Genomic DNA, 19,427 nt, shown 5'->3' on the forward strand with positions numbered 1-19,427 from the left:
GGGTAGGCTGACCAGGTGAAGCAACTGTGAAAAACCTGACGGTCGGCGTCGTCGCGACCTCTCGCAAGGAAAACGAACACCGGCTGGCCATCCACCCGGCTCACTTCGACCGCATCAGTCCCGAACTGCGCGGTCAGATCTACCTGGAACACGGTTACGGCAATCGATTCGGTTACCCCGACGATGTCCTCGCCCCATTGGTAGCGGGCCATCGCACGCGAGAAGAGCTCTTCGCCGAATGTGATGTGCTGCTCCTGGCCAAGCCGTTGGCCGAAGACCTCGCGCAGATGCGTCCCGGCACGATCGTGTGGGGCTGGCCGCACTGTGTGCAGGACGCGAGCATGACCCAATTGGCTGTCGACCGCGACCTGACCCTGATCGCCTGGGAGGCGATGAACCACTGGACCAAGTCGGGTGCTTTCAGCGTCCACGTGTTCCATAAGAACAACGAACTGGCCGGTTACTGCTCGGTCATGCACGCTCTCCAATTGCGCGGCGTGAGTGGAGATTACGGTCGCCGGATGCGCGCGGCGGTGATCAGCTTCGGCGCCACCGCACGTGGCGCGGTGCGGGCGCTGTCGGCGCTGGGGATCAGTGATGTGACGGTCCTGACCCAGCGCAGTGTGTCGGCGGTGGCCTCGCCGTTCGCCTCGGTGCGGATGCAGCATTTCAAGCGTGATCCAGCACTGCCGGGCCGGACACTCGCCCTGAAGGCGCCGGAGCCGGGGCCGCTGGCGGAGATGCTGGCCAACTACGACGTGATCGTGAACTGCATGTTCCAGGACACCGAGGACCCGTTGACGTTCGTCATGAACGACGACCTCGAACTGTTCACGCGCGGAACACTTTTCGTCGACGTCTCGTGCGACGAGGGAATGGGATTCGAGTTCTCGCGCCCGACCTCGTTCGCCGATCCGATGTTCACCGTCGGTGACGATCTGCACTACTACGGTGTCGACCACAGTCCCTCGTTCCTCTGGGACTCGGCGACGTGGGAGAACTCCGAAGCCCTGCTCGAGTACCTGCCCGTCGTGCTCGGCGGCCCCGAAGCGTGGGATGGCAGCGAAACGATTCGCCGGGCGATCGAGATTCGCGGCGGTCGGGTGCAGAACCCGCGGATCCTGTCGTTTCAGGGTCGCTCCGACACCTATCCGTACGCGGTGAACTGACCTTCGACCATCAGCGGCGCACGGGGGCATTCCCCGTGCGCCGCTGGTCTGTCTGCTCGAAATCGGTCGGCCGGTTCCTGGCATATGCGCAGTAAGATGGCAGGAAATCGAGAGTTATTCGCAATGGCGAGGAGCGGCGATGGATGGACACGACGCCGCGTGGAACGAGCGAGTGCGCGGTGAGAACACCACCCAGCGCCTCGATCGGAACTGGTCCTCGCTCCTGCAGGAATTGCGCGTCCTGCAGACCGGCGTCCAGGTGCTGACCGGCTTCCTGCTGACCTTGCCGTTCCAATCCAGGTTCGACACCCTGAACACCCCGTTGCGCGTTGTCTACCTCGTGGTGGTTTCCGCCGCCGTCGCCGCGACCGCGCTTCTGGTCGCTCCGGTGGCCATGCACCGGGTGCTGTTCCGCCGACATCGTCTCGATGTGCTCGTGATCGGCGCCCACCGCCTGGCACTCGTCGGAATCGCGCTGCTCGGCGTCGCGTTGACCGGCATGGCGGTGCTGATCTTCGATATGGTCATCGGCACCGCCGCGGGCGTCATCGCGGGAATTGTCGCGGCTGTGCTGTTTCTCGGTCTCTGGGTGATCCAGCCGTTCCTTTATCGGCGCTAGCCAAGCCGAGCAGGCCGAGGGCGAAATCCGCGTAGGCGGTGGCGATCTGTTCGGGGGAGGACGGGCCGTCGAGCCGGAACCATTGGGGGAGCGCGGTGCACATCGTCGCGATGGCACGCCCCGCGTCGCGGGCACGGTCGGTCGATCTGTCCGCTTCGGCGAGCGCGGTGTCGATGTCGGCATCGAGGATGTACTGGATCTCGTTGCGGGAGGACGTGATTCGATCGCGATCGGCCGGGTTCAGGCTGCGCATCTCGCTGGCGCCGATGAAGGCGAGTTCGCGGTGGTGGGTGTGGAACAGCGCGAGCGCCTCGACGACACGGATCACTCGTTCGCGGCCGTTCGCGCCGTCGAGACGTGCCGCGCGCACCCGCCGGTGCAATTCGTCCATGGTGAGGTCGAGAGCGCGGACTAATAGGTCCTGTTTGTCGCGGTAGTGGTGGTAGACGCCGGGCACGCTCATTCCGGCGCGCGCCGCGATCGAGCGCATCGTGGCGCCGTGGTAGCCGGTCTCGACGAAGGAGTCGATAGCGGCGGCGAGCACCGGGTCGATATCCAGCGGCGGGAACTCGCGCCAGGAATCCGCTGTGGCGCCGGTGTGCGGGCTGCGTACGTCGGGGCGGGCATCGTGCGCTCGGCGCGGCTGGTCGCCGATCAGCCAGGCCACCGTCGTGCCCAACTCGACAGCAAGGGATCGCAGGCGTGCGACCGATGCGCCGGTCTTGCCGGTCTCGACGGCGCTCAGCGTGGCCGGACTGACGCCGATCCGCTGGGCGACCGCCCGCAGTGACAGCCCCGCCGCGGTCCTCGCCTGGCGCACCCGCGCGCCCACTGCGTGTTCAGTTGCTGTCGACTCCATATTGTTCAGAATAACTGAACAATTCGGCCCAGCGACCACGCCTGTTGACAGCAGTAATCAGCGCATGTCACTGTCATTGCAGTCTATTGCCGAGCGATCGTTCGGCAACCGAGCCGAGGAGCGGACCCGTGCCGATCGACCTGTCCCATCCGTCCGAGGTGCAGAGCCTGGCCGAGCGCACTCGCGCCTTCATCCGCGACCATGTGCTCTCGGTCGAAGACGCGCACGACGGCGACATCGCCGCGGCAGGCGGCGAGAAGCTGCGCATCGAACTCCAGCAGGCCGCCCGCGACGCGGGTGTCTTCGCCCCGCACGCGCCGATCGAATACGGCGGCCACGGTCTCGACATGTCGAGTCGCGCTCCGGTGTTCGAGGAGGCGGGCTACTCGCTGTTCGGCCCGACGGCCCTCAATATCGCCGCCCCCGACGAGGGCAACGTCCACATGCTCGCCCACATCGCCGACCCCGAGCAGAAACAGCAGTTCCTCGCCCCGCTCGCTCGTGGCGAGGTGCGCTCGGCCTTCGCCATGACCGAACCGGCCCCCGGCGCGGGCTCCGACCCGTCGGCGCTGAGCACCCGCGCGGTCCGCGCCGACGGCGGCTGGCGCATCACCGGCCACAAATGGTTCATCACCGGCGCCGACGGCGCGGGATTCTTCATCATCATGGCCCGCACCTCGGGCGAGCCCGGTCAACGCGGCGGCGCCACCATGTTCCTCGCCCCCGCCGACAGCCCCGGCATCCGCGTCGGCCGGCACCTCGACACCCTCGACAAGTCGATGATCGGTGGCCACTGCGAGGTCTTCTTCGACGACCTGCTCGTTCCGGAATCGGCCGTACTCGGCGAGGTCGACCGCGGCTTCGAATACGCCCAGGTACGCCTCGGCCCCGCCCGCATGACCCACGTGATGCGCTGGCTCGGCGCCGCCCGCCGCGGCCATGACGTCGCCCTCGCGCATGTGGCGCAGCGCGAGGGCTTCGGCTCCCGGCTCGGCGACCTCGGCATGGTCCAGAAGATGATCGCCGACAACGAGATCGACATCGCCGCCACGCGCGCGCTGCTGACCCGCGCCTGCTGGGAACTCGACCGAGGTGAACCCGCCGCGAACGCGACCTCCATCGCGAAAACCTATGCCGCCGAAGCGATCTTCCGCATCGTCGATCGCAGCATGCAGATGTGTGGCGGTCTCGGCGTCTCCGCCGACCTCCCGCTGGCGCGGCTCTCGCGCGAAGTGCGTCCGTTCCGTATCTACGACGGCCCCTCCGAGGTGCACCGCTGGGCCATCGCCAAACGCGCGGTGAGCGCGGCCAAGCGCGCGAAGCGAGAATCCGAATGACACTGCCGGGCATGGACATCGCCGCGCTGGAGCAGTTCCTGCGCGGGCAGGGTGTCGAGGTGCGCGGCGAGCTGCGCGTCGAACTGATCAGTGGTGGCCGGTCCAATCTGACGTTCGCCGCCGCCGATGACGTCTCGCGCTGGGTGGTACGCCGCCCGCCGGTCGCCGGACTCACCCCGTCCGCACACGACATGGCCCGCGAATACACCGTCACCAGCGCGCTGCAGAAATCCGCGGTGCCCGTGGCGAGGACGATCGCCTTCGACGCGACCGGATCCGCGCTGGGCGCGCCGATGACCGTCGTCGAGTTCGTGGACGGGACGGTGTTCCGTGACCAGGACGAGCTGGCGACGCTCACCGACGAGCAGGTGAATTCCAGCGCGCGCGAACTGGTCCGCGTTCTGGCCGAGCTGCACGCGGTCGACCCGGCCACGGTCGGGCTCGAATCATTCGGTCGGCCGAACGGTTTCGTCACCCGGCAGGTCAAGCTCTGGGCATCCCAGTGGGAGCGCGTCAAAACCCGCGAGCTCCCCGACGTGGCAACCCTGCACGCGGCGCTGTCCGCCGCGATCCCGCGGGAGTCGGCGTCCTCGATCGTGCACGGGGATTTCCGGATCGACAACACGATCCTCGACAGCACGGACCCGAATATCGTGCGTGCCGTGGTCGATTGGGAGCTCTCCACCCTGGGCGACCCGCTCACCGACGTCGCCCTGATGTGCGTGTACCGGGCTCCGATTTTCGACCTGATCCTCGGCACCCGCGCCGCGTGGACCAGCTCTCGCCTGCCGTCTCCCGACGATCTCGCCCAGACCTACGCCGCCGCGTCCGGGCGCGAGCTGGACAACTGGGGCTTCTATCTCGCCCTGGCCAACTTCAAACTCGGCATCATCGGCGAGGGCATCACCCACCGCGCCCACCAGGGTTCCGATACCGGTTCTGCCGCCGACCGGGCCGCCGATGCCACGCCGGAATTCATGGCCGCCGGTCTGCGCGCACTGAAGGGCTCCGCGTAGTAATCATCGACAGCGCCGCGGGTCAGCCCATCGCTCGTCGTCAGGAATCCTGGTCGCCGATGATCTCCGTCGGCAGGAACATCGCGCCGAGCTGCATCGCGATCGTGCTGCTGTGTTCGACGATTCGCTCCGCGTCTACGTCGAGCACGCCCGTGCGCCAGGCCGACACCAGTTCCATGAAACCGCCGATACCGGCCAGTGTGCTCATGCGCATGGCGGTTTCGTCGATATCGGGGCGTAGGTAGGGCCACGCGATAGCGATCAGCCCATCGGTCGCGTCGGTGAGCATGGCTTTGCGTCGCTGTTCGAGCACGGCACTGCCCGCGTGATCGGCCAGCAGGATCCTGGCCCGCCCGCGTAGATCGGTCTGTAGCGCGACGGCGCGGGCAATGGTCGCGCGGGTGATCTCGAGTGGCGTCCGGTCGGCCTGTTCGACCACGACGTTGACCAGCTCGGCGAACACCTCCGTGCGCACCTCGTCCCAGACCGCGGCGAGCAGTTCGTCGCGATCGGCGAAGTGCTCGTAGAAGTAGCGGTCGTTGAGCGAGGCCCGTTGACAGACCCCGCGCATGGTGACCGCGGCCCACCCGTGGTCGAGCCAGATATCGAGGGCGGCCTCGACCAGGCCGACCCGTCGCTGCGCCCTGCGCTCCTCGGCCGTCCGCCCGCCCCACGTCCGTGCCGGTGCGCGCACATCCATGGTTGACAAAGTACACCTCCGCGCGCCTAATTGGTGTCAGGTGCGGCCAATGGTGGCAGATGCCACCAATTAGAGCCTCGCCGGTAGAACCGGGAGTTGCCATGCGATTGTTCCCCTTCGGCGGCCAGCGCAGGACCACGAACGCCGATGCGGTGGTGACCGGCGCGGGCAGTGGGATCGGACGCGCGTTCGCCGTCGAATTGGGTCGCCGAGGCGGGCGCGTCCTGTGCTCCGACATCGATCGAGACCGCGCGGACGAGACCGCCGAACTCGTCGAAGCGGCGGGCGGCAAAGCGATCGGAACCCGCTGCGATGTCACCGTGATCGATGAGGTGACGCAATTGGCCGCCACCGCGCAGGACTGGTTCGGCGGTCCGCCCACCGTGGTGATCAACAACGCGGGTATCGGCGCGGGCGGGCCGGTGGTCGGCGAGTTCGCCCTCGACGATTGGCAGCGCACGCTCGGCGTCAATCTCTGGGGCGTCATCCACGGTTGCCACGTCTTCGCGCCGATCCTGCGCGCGGCCGGGCGCGGATCGCTGGTGAACGTCGCCTCGGCGGCCGCGTTCGGCGCGGCACCGAGGATGGCCGCCTACAACGTCAGCAAGGCCGGCGTGCTCGCGCTGTCGGAGACGATGTCGGCCGAGCTGGCAGGCACCGGCGTCGGCGTCACGGTGTTGTGCCCGACCGGCGTGAAAACCAATATCATGCAGGCGGATTCACCCATGGACGACACCGCCGAGCGGCTGGGCGGACTGCTCCTGCGCTGGACCGGACGCGCACCGGCGGCCATCGTCCGCACCACCCTCGACGCGGTCGACCACGGCGACCTCTATGTGGTGCCGCAGCTCGAGGCCAAGATGCTCTGGCAGGCCAAACGATGGCTGCCCACCACCTACACCCGTTCGGCAGGCCTGCTGGAGCGGGTCGTGCGCTGATCCACCCCGAAGGAGATCGAACAATGACGTTCGCCTATCCCGAGATGCTCGCCACCATTCGCGCCAAGCAGTGGGCGCTGGCCGATATCGATTGGGACGCACCGGGTGCCGACACCATCACCGACGAACAACGCCCACGGCTTGCCACCTTCATGGCCGACCTGGTGTGGATCGAACATGTCGGCGCCCGGGGCTTCGCCGCGCTGACCCACCAGGCGCCACCCGGCCCGCTGCGCGAGATCTACCGGTACTTCCACGCCGAGGAACAGAAGCACGCCAACGCCGAACTCGCGCTGATGCGCCGCTGGGGAATGCTCCCCGAGGGTGACGCGATGCCGTTGCCCAACAAGAACATTCGTCTGGTGATCAGCTGGCTCGACCGCTACGCCGACCAGCTGACCCTGCCCGTGCTCGGCACCGTGATCCCCTCGCTGGAGACCGCGCTCGACGGCGCGCTGGTGAAGTTCCTGCTCGACGAGGTCGAGGACCCGGTGTGCCACGAGGTGTTCCGGCACATCAACAGCGACGAGTCCCGGCACCTGGCAGTCGGATTCCAGGTCCTCGAACAGCTCGGCGCGGGCCCGCTGCGCCGGATCGCCATCGAGACGGCTGGTTTCGCGGTGCGTCCGTCGTTCGTACTCGGCGCGCTGCTGTACGCGCCACTGCTGTCGCGGATGTCGACCAACATCATCGCGCTCGGCCTCGACGAGGAGAAGCTGTGGCAGGCGGTGCGCCGCTACGAGAACGTGGGGGAGCGCAGCCCGGCCATCCGCCGGGTCCCGCTCTACCACGTGGTGAAGATGCACGGAAAAGCCACCATTCACCGTCGCCAGCCGTTCCAGTTGCTGGCCGATGTGTCCAATGCCTGCATCGACCGTTTCCCGATTCGTGTCCTCGGCCGTCGGCCGTCCTGGTCGGACGAGCTCACCTACGAACCGGTGGCGAAATGACGACGCCGCGTTACGCCGATACCTTCACCGGCCCGCAGGTGCACCGCACAGCCTTCGCGCCCCGGCACGAATTCACCGGTCAGCGCGTCGCGATCATCGGCAGCGGGGCGGCGGCCGCGCGACTGCTGCCCGGCATCGCCGCCGAGGCCGCGCGGGTGACGGTGTTCCAGACCGAGGCGGTGTGGGTCCTCCCGCGCCTACCGCTGCCCGCGGCGACGACGCTGCGCCGCGCACCGCAAGGACTGCTTCGACTCGCTGCTCGCGTCAATCTCCGGGTCCAGGTGCGCGATTCGTGGCTGCGCCACCGCCTGACCCCGGACGACACCGCGGGCGTCGCGGTGCACAACAGCTACTACCGCGCCCTGCGGCAACCGCACTGCACCCTGGTGACCTGGCCGATCGCACGACTGGTACCGCTGGGCGTGCGTACCGTCGACGGCATAGAACACCGGGTGGACGCCATGTCTACGCCGACGACGCGGGCCATGTAGTACGCACGGTCGCCCGGCCCGGCCGCCTGCATCCGTCGGCGGAACTGATGAAGGAGATCGCATGACCACCACCGGAATCGAGCACGAGATCGTCATCGTGGGAGCCGGGTTCTCCGGGATCGGCGTGGCGATCGAGTTGCGCAAGGCCGGGTTCGACGACTTCCTGATCATCGATGAGGCCGACGGTGTCGGTGGCACCTGGCACTGGAACACCTATCCCGGTGTCGCCGTGGATATTCCGTCGTTCAGCTATCAGTTCTCCTTCGAGCAGCGCACCGATTGGTCGCGGGTCTACGCGCCCGGCCGCGAGCTCAAGGCCTACGCTGAGTCGTGCGTGGACAAATACGAGCTGCGCCCGCGCATTCGTTTCGGCACCACCGTGACCGGCGCGGACTTCGACGAGAAGGCCGACCGGTGGGTGTTGCACACCGCCGACGGCAGCGATTTGACCGCGCGTTTCGTGATCAGCGCGACCGGCGTACTCACCAGACCCAAACTCCCCGATATCCCCGGCATCGAGTCCTTCGCGGGGACCGTCATGCACACCTCACGCTGGGATCACCGCCAGGACCTGCGGGGAAAGCGCGTGGCGATCATCGGCACCGGCGCCTCCGCGGTCCAGGTGATCCCGGAGATCGCCTCGCAGGTCGAGCACCTGACGGTGTTCCAGCGCACGCCGATCTGGTGCCTGCCCCGCCCCGACCTGCCGTTGCCCCTCGCCGCCCGGCTGGCGCTGAAGGTCCCCGGCGGACGGACGCTGACCCGACTGGTGAGCCAGACCTACGTCGAGTTCACCTTCCCGCTGGCCGCCCACTATCACAGCTCGCTGCCCACCGCCGCGATCGGCGAACGCGCGGGCCTTGCCCATCTGCGGCGCCAGGTGAAGGACCCCGCCGTGCGGGCCGCGCTGACCCCGAAATACGCCCTCGGCTGCAAACGGCCCAGCTTCTCCAACGACTATCTGTCGACGTTCAATCGTTCGAACGTGACCCTGGAAACCGACCCGATCAGCGAGATCACCGCCACCGGCGTCCGCACCGCCGAAGGCGCCGAACACCCCGCCGACGTGCTGATCCTCGCCACCGGCTTCAAAGTCATGGAATCGGGCAATATGCCGACCTATGACCTGCGCGGCGTCGACGGCCGCGATCTGGAGACCTGGTGGGACAAGAACCGGCTGCAAGCCTACGAGGGCGTCAGCGTCCCCGGCTTCCCGAACTTCTTCTCCATCATCGGCCCCTACGGCTACAACGGCGCGTCCTACTTCACCCTGATCGAGAACCAGACCCGCCACATCCTGCGCTGCCTGCACCACGCCCGCACCCACGACGCGGACCGCATCGAGGTCAGCGAGGAAGCCAACGACCGCTTCTTCCGCGAGATGCTCGCTCGCCGCGGCGGTCAGGTGTTCTGGGACGAAAGCTGCGCCACCGCCAACAGCTACTACTTCGACAAACACGGCGACGTGCCCCTACGCCCCAGCTCCACCGTCGAAGCTGCTTGGCGCAGTACACATTTCCCGCTCACCGACTATGTCTTCACGTAGCCGTGTGCCTCGGGGTTACTCGGTGTCGGTACCCGAGGCCACGGCTTCGGTGACGCGAGCCGCCAGTGCGCGCAGGTGATCGATGAGTTCCGGTGGCTCGTGGACCCGGAAGCCGAAGCCGAAAAGGCCGACGTAGACGGCGATCTCGTCGAGCGAGTTCGACCCCGTGTGCAGCAGGCAGGAGCCGGCGTCGATGGCTTCGATGACACCGACTGTCGCCGGAATCCGGTCGGCGGCTTCGACAGCCGACACCAGCAGAGTGATGCGAGCCTGGTACCGATAGGGGGCAGTGCTCACGCTGCGTGAGACGAATCCGGCGAGATCGATGTCGGGCGCTGGGCGTGGGTCGTAGCGCGGTCCGGTCGGGATGCGGGGCTGTAATCGGTCGACACGATAGGTGCGCCAATCGGCGCGGTCGACGTCCCAGCCGACCAGATACCAGCGTCGTCCGGTGTGGACGAGCCGATGTGGTTCGGCGGTGCGGCGGGTGGTGCCGCCGTCATGGGTGCGGTAGTCGAATCGGAGTAGGTGGCGATCACGAATCGCACCGGCGATGGCGGTGAGAGTCTCCGGATCGACCGGCGTTGTGCCGCTGGGCACGGTCACCGTCGCGGCCTGCAACGCGGCGATGCGATGGCGCAGCCGCGACGGGAGCACCTGTTCGAGTTTGGCGAGCGCACGCAGCGACGACTCTTCGATGCCCGTGACGGTGCCTGCGACGGCCGTCCCCAGTCCCACCGCGACCGCGATCGCTTCCTCGTCGTCCAACAGCAGGGGAGGCAGCGCGGCCCCGGCCTGAAGCCGGTACCCGGCCGAGCCCGCGACGGCGTGTACGGGGTAGCCCAGTGTGCGCAGCTTGTCGACGTCGCGACGCACCGTCCGGATATCGACATCGAGGCGTTCGGCGAGGTCGCGACCGGTCCAATCGCGGGGGGTCTGCAGCAGGGAGAGCAAGCGGAGCAGTCGCGCTGAGGATTCGAGCATGAATCCATTCTTCCGGAAAGCTAGGGCCGAAGCTGTCCTAGGTGCTGCTTAGCGTAGTACTCATGAGCACCGAGATCACCCCCTTCCGGATCGACATCCCCCAGGCGAACCTCGACGATTTGCACCGTCGGCTGGACGACACCCGCTGGCCGGACGGGGTTACCGGCGTCGGCTGGTCACAGGGCATCCCGCTCGACTACACCAGGGAACTGGCCGGCTACTGGCGCAACACCTACGACTGGCGAGCGCAGGAGGCCCGGCTCAACTCCTTTCCGCAGTTCCGCACCGACATCGACGGACACGACATGCATTTCGTCCACGTGCGATCGGCTGAACCCGAGGCCTTGCCGTTGGTGCTCACCCATGGCTGGCCCGGCTCGATCGTGGAGTTCCTCGATGTGATCGGGCCGCTGACCGATCCGGTGGCGCACGGCGGCAGAGCCGAAGACGCTTTTCATGTCGTGGTGCCGACCATCCCCGGTTACGGGTTCTCCGGCCCCGCGGTCGGCTGGTCGACCACACGAGCCGCGCACGCCTGGGCGCAGCTGATGGCCCGGCTCGGCTACGACCGCTACGTCGCGCACGGCGAAGACACCGGTGCGGCCATCTCCCGCGAGCTGGCGGTGATCGACGCCGAACATCTGCTGGCACTCCACGTGACGATGATCGCCTCGGCCACGGTCACTCCTGAGACCGCTGACCTCGACGACCCCGCCGAGAAGCGCGCGCTGGAGCTTGCCCAACGGGCCCACTACGAACTCGGCGCGTACGCGTTGCTGCAAGCCAGTCGCCCGCAAACTCTGTCCTACGCACTCGCCGACTCACCGGTGGGCCAATTGGCGTGGATCGTCGAACGATTCAAGGACTGGACGGATTCCACCGATGCGCCGGAGGACGCCGTCGACCGCGACGCGATGCTCACGAACGTGATGATCTACTGGCTCAACGGCACCGCGGGCTCGTCGGCGCGCTACTACTACGAGGGCGCCGCGAACTGGGGCCGGGCCGAACCTGCCACCGATGTTCCGGTCGCCGTGGCCGTCATGCCCTTCGATCTGGGTGTCCCCGTACGCCGCATGGCCGAACGCAATCACAACATCGTGCGCTGGACCGAGTTCGAGCGCGGCGGCCACTTCGCCGCCATGGAGGAACCCGACCTGATCATCGACGACCTGCGCGCCACCTTCGGCGACTACCGCTAGTCGCGCCTGCGATGTGACGACAGCGCCGATTCGATGTCGTCGAGGTATGTCCGAACCGGACCCACGCTGAGAAGTCCGCTCTGCGCGGTGGTTTCGGCCGCGGCGGGGCTCAGCTGGGTCCGGGCTCGGCGCATGACCTCGACATCGTCGACGGTGACGGCCGCGTGCGCCACGATCGCCCACAGCGCTTCGAACAACAGGTCACGCGGTGGTGAGGTGATGTCGCGCAGGGCATTTCGCGCTCCGTCGAGCTGTCCTCGGGCGACGAGCAGGGTGGGCTCGACCCAGGATCTGTAGGGCCCCCAGTCGGTATCGGGGGCGATCGCCGCGATCCGCGCGGTCTGCTGGTGTCGCAGATACAGGCTCAGCTCGGCCAGCGGCAACAGGCCGAGCTCGAGCCCTGGCATACCGGCACCGGTGAGTGCGGTAGCGGCTGCCCTATACGCCGCCTCTCCGGTCGCGAGATCTGTGGTCGCACTGGTGTGTAGGGCACGGAACCAGGTGGTGAACACCTCGACCAGTGGCAGTTCGTAGCGCTGCGCGAGCGCGTCGGCGGCATCGGCGTGCCGGTCGGCGCCGGTGTGATCGGCCAGGGCGCAGCGCGTTTGAACGAGGATCAAGTGGCCGAGCACCTCGTAGGTGGCGAGCTTGCTCTTCGCCGCTACCGCGACGATCTCGGTGCCGACGGCGTCGCGCCGCTGCGCCAGTCCGGCTCGCTGGAAGCTCTGCATGAACACCCCGTTGAGCGCGAACGCCAGCAGTGCGGGGTCGTGCAGTCGGCGCGCGATGTCCTCGGCCTGGCGGGCGGCCCGCAATGGGCGCAAACCGGCCTCGGTCGGATCGTTCACCGGCAGGCCGCCGCGCGATTCGACGGCGATGGTCGCGAGCAGTCTGGCCCGGTCGGCGGCGTCGTCGGCGGGCAGTCGCAGCAGGGTCCTCTCGGCGATGTCGATGAGTCGTCGATCCTGCGCCGGGTCGTCCGAGCGGGTCCAGATCGCGGGCACGTCGTAGATGCCGATCACCCGTGCGGTCAGTTCGGGGTCGCCGAGTTCGTCGGCGGCGGCGACAGCGGAAATCCGATGTGCGCGTGCCGCTTCCAACCCGCCGCCGCCCGTCACCGCGAGGTCGCGCATCAGTCCGGCGGTCGATTCCAGGCGCGTCCTCGTGCGTGGCGGGATCGCGCTGTCGTAGGCGGCGCGGGCCTGTTCCCAGACTTGCGCGGTGGGATCGGCCGCGAACGGGTCGAGGTGTGCCGCCTGGCGCCGCAGGTCGTGTTCGAGGCGGCGTAGTGCCGGTCCCGGGTCGATGCCCAGATCCTCGGCCAGCATCCGCCGGGCCCTGGCGAGGACGGCGAGCGCGTCGGCTTGCCGGCCCGAGCGATACAGGGCGGTGGCCAGCAGCCCCCACGCGTCTTCGCGCCACGGATGCTCGGTGACGTGCGCGTCGAGGTCGGGGACCGCTGCCGCGGCGGCGCCGAGCGCCACTTGGGCTTCGGCACGGCGTTCGACCGCCAACAGTCGCTGCTCGGTGAGCCGCGATCGTTCGGCCTTGGCCCACCCCGCATCGGCGAAGTCGGTGTAGGCAGGTCCGCGCCACCAGCCCAGTGCCTCTGTGAGTACCGAGAAGGCTTGTCCCGCAGACAGAGTCGATGCCATTCGGACCGCATCGTCGAATCGCCACGCGTCGACGGCATCGGGTTCGGCCCGCAGCGCGTAACCGAGCCCTTCGGTGACCAGCAGGCGCGCCGGTGTGCGAGGCGGGCGGTCGGGCTCGAGCGCGCGCCGCAGTCCGGCCACGAAGGTGCGCACCGCGCCCACCGCGTCCGCGGGCGGCTCGTCCCACAGATCGTCGACCAGTCGACTGACCGGAACCACGCGCCGGTCGGCGAGGATCAGCCGCGCGAGCACCTCGCGATAGCGCGGCCCGCGCAGCGCGACCGGTCCGCCCAGGTCGTCGTGCGCGGTGACGGGACCGAGCACCTGAAACCGCATCAGGCCAATGTAGTGCGCGTTCATCGGGTGCTCATCGCGACACCGCACGCTCGAACTCGATCCGCTCGGACCCCGCGGACCAGCCTTCGAACGAAAGAGTCAACGCGATGACCCACACCATTCCCGGATTCGACTACCACCGGGTCCCCGTCACCGACGAGGTCGCGCTCAATGTCGCCGCAGTCGGTTCGGGGGCTCCGATCGTGCTGCTGCACGGCTTCCCGCAGACCCACCTGATGTGGCGTCACGTCGCCGCCGACCTGGCCGCCGACCACACGGTGATAGTGCCGGACCTACGCGGCTACGGAGACAGCGACAAACCCGCCGACGCCGTAGCCGATACCTACTCCAAGCGGCGCATGGCAGCCGACATCGTCTCCGTGGCAGCGGCTTTCGGTCATGAGCGCTTCGCGCTCGCCGGCCACGACCGCGGCGCACTGGTCGCCTTCCGCGCCGGACTCGACCACCCCGCGGCGATCACCCACCTCGCCTGCCTGGATGTGCTACCCACCCTCGACATGTGGGAAGTGCTACACGGTGTCGACGCCGCCGTCGGATTCCACCTGTACCTGATGGCCCAGCCGCCGGGTCTGCCCGAACAGATGATCGCGGCCGGCGCCGACGCGTTCTTCGCCTACTTCCTCGACCTGTGGACCAAGGATCCCGCCGCGATCCCCGCGCCCGTTCGCGCCGCGTATCTGGATGCCAGTCGCGAAGCCGTCCCCTCGATCGTGGCCGACTATCGCGCCTCGGCCACCATCGATGTCGACCACGACCGCGCCGACCGCGCGGCAGGCGCGCGGCTGTCCATGCCCGTGACGGTTTTGCAGCAGGACTGGGGCGCGGCGCTCGGATTCGAAGCGGCGGCGCTGTGGTCGAGTTGGGCACCGGATCTCGACCACCGCACCGTCGACGCGGGTCACTTCATGGCCGAAGAGGACCCTGAATCCGTGGCCGCGGCCCTTCGTGAACTGGTCCTGCGCTGAGCCAGGCGTGCAGCTCAATACGAGACGGTGAAGCGTTGGCCGACGAAGGAGCCGTCTTGTAGTGCGTCGACGATGGCATCCGCGTAATCGCCGACGCTGATACGACTTTCACCGTCGGCATCCGTGATCGGGGTATCGCGCGCCTCGGCCCGGTAGGCGCCGGTCGCCTCGCCGGGGACCAGGTGCACGGGCGGCGGGCTGACGTAGGACCACCGGACCGGCGAGTCGGACGCCCGCAAGATCTCCAGCGCTTCGGTCTGGTCGCGAGCTGTCTCCAGGTACTGGGCGGGGAAGTTCGGCGCGTCGACGAAACGCTGTCCCGGCGCGTACTCGAGGCTGCCGCCCCCACCGAGGAACACCAGGCGATCGACCCCGGCGAGAGGAAGGGCTTCGAGCAGGGTCGCGGCACCGCGCGGCACCAGTCGATCCTCGCCCTTGATGGCCGCGACGACGGCGTCGTGACCCGCGACGGCATTCTTGACCGAGGCCGCGTCGGTGACATCCATCGTGTCCCGGCCGAGCGCGGTGACCTGCCAGCCGCGAGCGACGGCCTCCCTGGCCACCGCACCGCCGAGGTTGCCGCCGGCACCGATGACCGCGATCTTCATGGGTCTGCGGTGATACAGGCGATCGACGAAATCATCGATCAGCGGCGCGATGTCGGGCAGATTCTCTTCGAGCGCGAAATGTCCGGTGTCGAAAAGGTGGATCGCGGCGTCGGGGAGGTCACGAAGGTAGGCGGTGGCGCCCGCCTCGGGGAAGAAGGCGTCGTTGCGACCCCACAGCACCAGCGTCGGCGGCTGGTGCTCGCGCAACCACTGCTGCCACACCGGGTAGAGCGCCACATTGGTGTGGTAGTCGAGGGCCAAATGCACCTGCGCGTCCTTGCGGCCAGGGAGGTCGAGGAAATGCTGATCCAGGGTCCAGCCGTCGGGCGCGATGAGCTCCGGATCGGTGGTGCCGCCCTCGTATTGGCCGCGGGTGACGGGCAGTTCGAGGATCTGTCGAACATTGTCCTCGGCGCCCGGCAGACCTGGCTTGTTCGCGGTCATCGCGCGCGCCATCTCGGACAGGCCCTCGTCGTAGGCGTTGGAGTTCTGGACGATCAGACCCGCGATCTGCGCCGGACGGCGGGTCGCGAGCCGCAACCCGACCGGACCACCGAAGTCGAAGGCGTACAACACGAATCGTCGCAGTCCGACCGCGTCGACGAACCCTTCGACGATATCGGCGAGGCGCTCGAAGGAGTAGACGAAATCGTCGGGGACTTCGGTATGCCCGAAGCCGGGGTAGTCCGGGGCGATCATCCGGTATCGCCCGCCCAGTGCGTCCATGAGCCGCCGGAACTGGTGCGATGCCGAGGGAAAGCCGTGCAGGAGAAGCAGTGCCGGCGCGCCGGTCGGCCCGGTTTCTCGGTAGAAGACCCGGACGCCGTCGATCTCGACGACCCGATGCCTGATGTGCGGAACGGTCACTACCGCCATGTCGAAACCGGCCTCTCTGAACACTTTTCGTAGACGGATCTATGATCAACCGTTCGCCGGGAGTGATCAACGACAAATCACCCAAGGGTCGTTAACCGGTGGGCAATGATCGAAGGCGGGGCGTGGAGCGAAACGAGATCGAGGCGTTCCTGACGCTGTCGGAGGAACTGCATTTCGGCAGAACCGCGGAACGGCTGCGGGTCTCGACGGCGCACGTCAGCAAGACGATCAAGGCGCTGGAGCGGCAGGTCGGGGTGCCGCTGTTCGAACGGACCAGTCGCAAGGTCGTCCTGACGCCGGTCGGATGTCAGCTGCGCGACGAGCTTCGGCCGGCCTACGAACAGGTTCAGCGCAGCGTACGCAATGCCACACTGGCCGGACGCGGCATCCACGGCACCCTGCGGGTCGGCTATTTCGGGTCGGCCGGCGGACGGTACCTGCTCGAGGTGGGCGAGATCTTCGAGGCCAGGCACCCCGAATGCACCGTGCGGATCACCGAGTTGCAGCTGAGCGACGGTGCGAATCGGTTGCGCGAGGGTGATGTCGAAGCCATGCTGTGCTGCTTCCCGATGAACGAGCCCGACATGACCATCGGCCTACCCCTGCTCCGTGAAGACAAGATGCTCGCCGTCCCCTCCGGCCACCCTTTCGCCCGCAGGCCCGCGCTGTCCCTGGAAGACCTCGCCGAGGTCGCCATGATCCAGAACCCGCCGCAGCTTCCCTCCTACTTCGACGAATTCCACCACCCCAAGAAGACCCCATCCGGCCGCCCCATCGAACCGGGCCCGACCGCCGCCACCTTCCAGGAAATCCTCGCCCTCGTCGGCGCAGAAAAAGGCGTCTACCTGACCACCGAACAAGCCCCCCTGTTCTACGTCCGCCCCGACGTCACCTTCATCCCCGTCACCGACGCCCCACCCCTACAATTCGGCCTCGGCTGGCTCAACACCGGACTCACCGCACGAGTCCAGGCCTTCGTCCGCGCCGCGTGCGACACCGCCCGACTCTGACCGTAAGCGGGCAGGGCGGCACGGTTCGTGCCATCTCGGCTATCGGGGAAGGAGCTGAAGGATGCCCCGGGAGGCGCGGCGGAACGGTTCGCCTGACTGTGCGCCACGAGCGAGGACGTAGGCGCCCTGTCGAACAGCGAGGATAGTGGCGGCGAGGTCGTCGATATCCAGGCTCGCATCGAGTTCCCCGTTGCGGACGCCCTCGGCGAGGACCTGTCGGATCTGATCCTGGATCCAGTCGAACATCGTGGCGATCGGTTCTCGGAGCGCATCGTCGGCCACCACTGCCGTGTCCTGGGCCAGCCGCCCGAGTCTGCAACCGCGCAGGACGTTTTCGTCGAGGGTCAAGAACGCGGCAACCTTCTCGCGGGTTGTCGATCCGCTGTCGAGTCGGGCGGTGATCTGTTCCCTCAGCTCTTCGCCCATCCGAAGCTCGGCGGCAACGGCGAGTCCCGCTTTGCTCCGGAAATGGTGGTACATGCTGCCTTGGCCCGCATCGGCAAGTTCTTGCACCGCGCGTGGGCTCGTCCCTGAGTAACCGCGCTCCCACAGCAGAGTTTGCATGCTTTCGATCAAGCGGTCGGCCGTCGTCATACGGCAACTGTACCTACTGGTATGTACAGTATCGATCTGTACTCATAGGTACAGGATCTGTGGAGGGGTGGTCATGGAGTCATCGAGCTCGGAGGGGCACGCAGGCCGGTCGGCGTCTCCGAACAACCGGACAGCAGCCGAAGGCGGACGCCGAATGAAAGCGCGGCCCTGACGGCAATCTGCCTGGGATTCTTCATGATCCTGGTAGACGGCAGCGCACTGAACATCGCGTTGCCCTCGATTCGAACCGAGGCGGGCGGGTCGATGGCGGCTATGCAGTGGTTGGTGAACGTCTACACGATCGCGCTGGCAGCGTTACTGCTCAGCGCGGGAACGCTGGCCGATCGTCTCGGTGCCCGACGGGTGTTCGTTTGGGCGCTCGGCGGATTCACTGTCGCCTCGCTGGTCTGTGCCGTGAGCACCAGCCTGCCGATGTTGCTCGTCGCCCGATCCGTTCAGGGGATCTTCGCGGCAGGAGTACTGCCCACCACGCTCGCGATCATCGCCCGGACGTACCCGGATGCGACGAGGCGGGCGCGCGCGATAACGGTGTGGGGCGCGACCGGCGGTATAGCGTTGGTCGCCGGGCCCATCGGAGGTGGGCTGCTCACCGAGTCGCTGGGTTGGCGGGCCATCTTCTTCATCAATGTGCCGATCGGTGCGTCGGCGCTGTGGCTGACATGGCGCCACATCGCCGAGACCACGCGCCGTGGCGACGAATCCTTCGACTGGGTAGGTCAACTGCTGGCCATCGCGGGGTTGGGTGCGCTCATCGGCGGATTGATCAAAGGTGGCGACCGTGGTTGGTCTTCGCCGTTGACGCTGCTACTGCTCGTCGCATCCGTGCTCGCCCTACTGGGATTCGCCTGGGCGGAATCACGAGTGCCGTCCCCGGTCCTGCCGTTGGCGATCTTCCGGAACAAGTCGTTCGCAGCTTCGATAGCGAACGGATTCGCTTTCCAATTCGGTGCCTACGGACTGCAATTCATGCTGGCCATCTTCTTGCAGAGCCAGTGGGGCTACGACGCCAGGACTACGGGCTTGTTCTTCCTGCCGTTCGCGATGCTGTGGACTTTCGCGACGCTGGTGCTCAATCGCTTGTGGTCGGGCCGTGGGATGAGGTGGCTACTGGTCACCGGGTCGCTGATTGCAGTGGCCGGTGCCGTCGTGTGTTCGGCGGTGGGGGATCCGACGAGTTGGCCCGTACTGTTGGTCGGCTCCGCAGTGGTCGGACTCGGGTGCGGATTGTTCGGGCCCAGCTGCAACGGGGCAGCGATGGCAGCCGCGGACCCACGCTATGCAGGCTTGGCGTCGGGAGTCCTGAACACCTCCCGTCAAATCGGAATGGCGATCGGGATCGCGCTGCTGGGCGCATGTCTGGTGCTTCCGAATCCCATTCTCGGCGTACGCATCGGGAGCACCCTGACAGTCGCATGTTTCCTCGCGATCGCGCTACTGAGCTCGCACTACGTTCCGGGCCGTCCACGAACCTCGGCACGACCCGGTTCGAGCTGATCGAGCGCACTCCGCGCCAGGCCACCGACTGGCCGG

The 19,427-nt window shown here is 67.5% G+C and carries 18 protein-coding genes; 12 read left to right on the plus strand and 6 right to left on the minus strand.

Annotated elements, in window-relative coordinates; genetic code table 11:
* Positions 1 to 26 precede the first annotated feature (26 nt).
* Positions 27 to 1,169, plus strand: coding sequence for a N(5)-(carboxyethyl)ornithine synthase (locus OHS03_RS05740; RefSeq protein ID WP_056822953.1), 1,143 nt, complete (start codon positions 27 to 29; stop codon positions 1,167 to 1,169).
* Between the two features lie 139 nt (positions 1,170 to 1,308).
* A complete protein-coding gene (locus OHS03_RS05745; RefSeq protein WP_328661334.1) occupies positions 1,309 to 1,788 on the plus strand; it encodes a DUF6328 family protein in 480 nt (159 codons plus the stop codon).
* On the opposite strand, the gene OHS03_RS05750 is transcribed toward OHS03_RS05745, so the two are convergent.
* Positions 1,715 to 2,647: a TetR-type transcription factor C-terminal domain-containing protein gene (locus OHS03_RS05750; protein ID WP_328661336.1), complete on the minus strand. Its 933-nt coding sequence runs from the start codon at positions 2,645 to 2,647 to the stop codon at positions 1,715 to 1,717. The two genes, OHS03_RS05745 and OHS03_RS05750, sit on opposite strands and share 74 nt — an antisense overlap.
* A 128-nt stretch (positions 2,648 to 2,775) precedes the next feature.
* Between OHS03_RS05750 and OHS03_RS05755 the strand changes: the two genes are divergently transcribed.
* Together OHS03_RS05755 and OHS03_RS05760 are read left to right on the plus strand one after the other, a co-directional pair.
* On the plus strand, positions 2,776 to 3,984 hold the full coding sequence (locus OHS03_RS05755) for an acyl-CoA dehydrogenase family protein (RefSeq protein ID WP_328661338.1): 1,209 nt from the start codon (positions 2,776 to 2,778) through the stop codon (positions 3,982 to 3,984).
* Positions 3,981 to 5,000 (plus strand): phosphotransferase family protein, encoded by a 1,020-nt coding sequence (locus tag OHS03_RS05760; protein WP_328661340.1) that lies wholly within the window; start codon positions 3,981 to 3,983, stop codon positions 4,998 to 5,000. Before OHS03_RS05755 ends, OHS03_RS05760 begins: the two co-directional genes overlap by 4 nt.
* Before the next feature lie 40 nt (positions 5,001 to 5,040).
* Here the strand turns inward: OHS03_RS05760 and OHS03_RS05765 are convergent, their stop codons facing one another.
* Positions 5,041 to 5,700, minus strand: coding sequence for a TetR/AcrR family transcriptional regulator (locus OHS03_RS05765; RefSeq protein ID WP_328661342.1), 660 nt, complete (start codon positions 5,698 to 5,700; stop codon positions 5,041 to 5,043).
* A gap of 101 nt (positions 5,701 to 5,801) precedes the next feature.
* Here OHS03_RS05765 and OHS03_RS05770 point away from each other — a divergent pair, with 101 nt between their 5' ends.
* The 4 genes from OHS03_RS05770 (at position 5,802) to OHS03_RS05785 (ending at position 9,625) form a co-directional block, all read left to right on the plus strand.
* The gene (locus OHS03_RS05770) at positions 5,802 to 6,638 is read left to right on the plus strand and encodes an SDR family NAD(P)-dependent oxidoreductase (protein WP_328661343.1); all 837 of its coding nucleotides are present in this window, start codon (positions 5,802 to 5,804) and stop codon (positions 6,636 to 6,638) included.
* A 23-nt stretch (positions 6,639 to 6,661) separates the two neighbouring features.
* A complete protein-coding gene (locus OHS03_RS05775; protein WP_328661345.1) occupies positions 6,662 to 7,588 on the plus strand; it encodes a ferritin-like domain-containing protein in 927 nt (308 codons plus the stop codon).
* Entirely contained in the window at positions 7,585 to 8,079 is a 495-nt protein-coding gene (locus tag OHS03_RS05780; RefSeq protein WP_328661347.1) for an NAD(P)/FAD-dependent oxidoreductase, read from the plus strand. Before OHS03_RS05775 ends, OHS03_RS05780 begins: the two co-directional genes overlap by 4 nt.
* A 61-nt stretch (positions 8,080 to 8,140) precedes the next feature.
* Positions 8,141 to 9,625, plus strand: a complete 1,485-nt coding sequence (locus OHS03_RS05785) for a flavin-containing monooxygenase (RefSeq protein WP_328661349.1) — start codon at positions 8,141 to 8,143, stop codon at positions 9,623 to 9,625.
* Positions 9,626 to 9,640: 15 nt separating this feature from the next.
* On the opposite strand, the gene OHS03_RS05790 is transcribed toward OHS03_RS05785, so the two are convergent.
* Positions 9,641 to 10,609 (minus strand): helix-turn-helix transcriptional regulator, encoded by a 969-nt coding sequence (locus tag OHS03_RS05790; protein WP_328661351.1) that lies wholly within the window; start codon positions 10,607 to 10,609, stop codon positions 9,641 to 9,643.
* A 62-nt stretch (positions 10,610 to 10,671) separates the two neighbouring features.
* On the opposite strand from OHS03_RS05790, the gene OHS03_RS05795 reads away from it, so the two are divergent.
* On the plus strand, positions 10,672 to 11,811 hold the full coding sequence (locus OHS03_RS05795; protein WP_328661353.1) for an epoxide hydrolase family protein: 1,140 nt from the start codon (positions 10,672 to 10,674) through the stop codon (positions 11,809 to 11,811).
* Here the strand turns inward: OHS03_RS05795 and OHS03_RS05800 are convergent.
* On the minus strand, positions 11,808 to 13,802 hold the full coding sequence (locus OHS03_RS05800) for a BTAD domain-containing putative transcriptional regulator (protein ID WP_328661354.1): 1,995 nt from the start codon (positions 13,800 to 13,802) through the stop codon (positions 11,808 to 11,810). The two genes, OHS03_RS05795 and OHS03_RS05800, sit on opposite strands and share 4 nt — an antisense overlap.
* Positions 13,803 to 13,909: 107 nt before the next feature.
* Here OHS03_RS05800 and OHS03_RS05805 point away from each other — a divergent pair, with 107 nt between their 5' ends.
* Positions 13,910 to 14,788 carry an alpha/beta fold hydrolase gene (locus tag OHS03_RS05805; RefSeq protein ID WP_328661356.1) on the plus strand — a complete coding sequence of 293 codons (879 nt, stop codon included), beginning with the start codon at positions 13,910 to 13,912 and terminating at the stop codon, positions 14,786 to 14,788.
* 14 nt (positions 14,789 to 14,802) lie between these two features.
* Here OHS03_RS05805 and OHS03_RS05810 read toward each other — a convergent pair whose 3' ends face one another.
* A complete protein-coding gene (locus tag OHS03_RS05810; protein WP_328661358.1) occupies positions 14,803 to 16,272 on the minus strand; it encodes an alpha/beta fold hydrolase in 1,470 nt (489 codons plus the stop codon).
* 122 nt (positions 16,273 to 16,394) lie between these two features.
* Between OHS03_RS05810 and OHS03_RS05815 the strand changes: the two genes are divergently transcribed.
* On the plus strand, positions 16,395 to 17,282 hold the full coding sequence (locus tag OHS03_RS05815; RefSeq protein WP_328661359.1) for a LysR family transcriptional regulator: 888 nt from the start codon (positions 16,395 to 16,397) through the stop codon (positions 17,280 to 17,282).
* A gap of 39 nt (positions 17,283 to 17,321) precedes the next feature.
* On the opposite strand, the gene OHS03_RS05820 is transcribed toward OHS03_RS05815, so the two are convergent.
* Positions 17,322 to 17,876, minus strand: a complete 555-nt coding sequence (locus OHS03_RS05820) for a TetR/AcrR family transcriptional regulator (RefSeq protein WP_328661361.1) — start codon at positions 17,874 to 17,876, stop codon at positions 17,322 to 17,324.
* Between the two features lie 177 nt (positions 17,877 to 18,053).
* Here OHS03_RS05820 and OHS03_RS05825 point away from each other — a divergent pair, with 177 nt between their 5' ends.
* A complete protein-coding gene (locus OHS03_RS05825) occupies positions 18,054 to 19,391 on the plus strand; it encodes an MFS transporter (protein ID WP_407942501.1) in 1,338 nt (445 codons plus the stop codon).
* Positions 19,392 to 19,427: the final 36 nt, after the last annotated feature.

Source organism: Nocardia salmonicida (assembly GCF_036142455.1).
Lineage (GTDB): Bacteria > Actinomycetota > Actinomycetes > Mycobacteriales > Mycobacteriaceae > Nocardia > Nocardia salmonicida.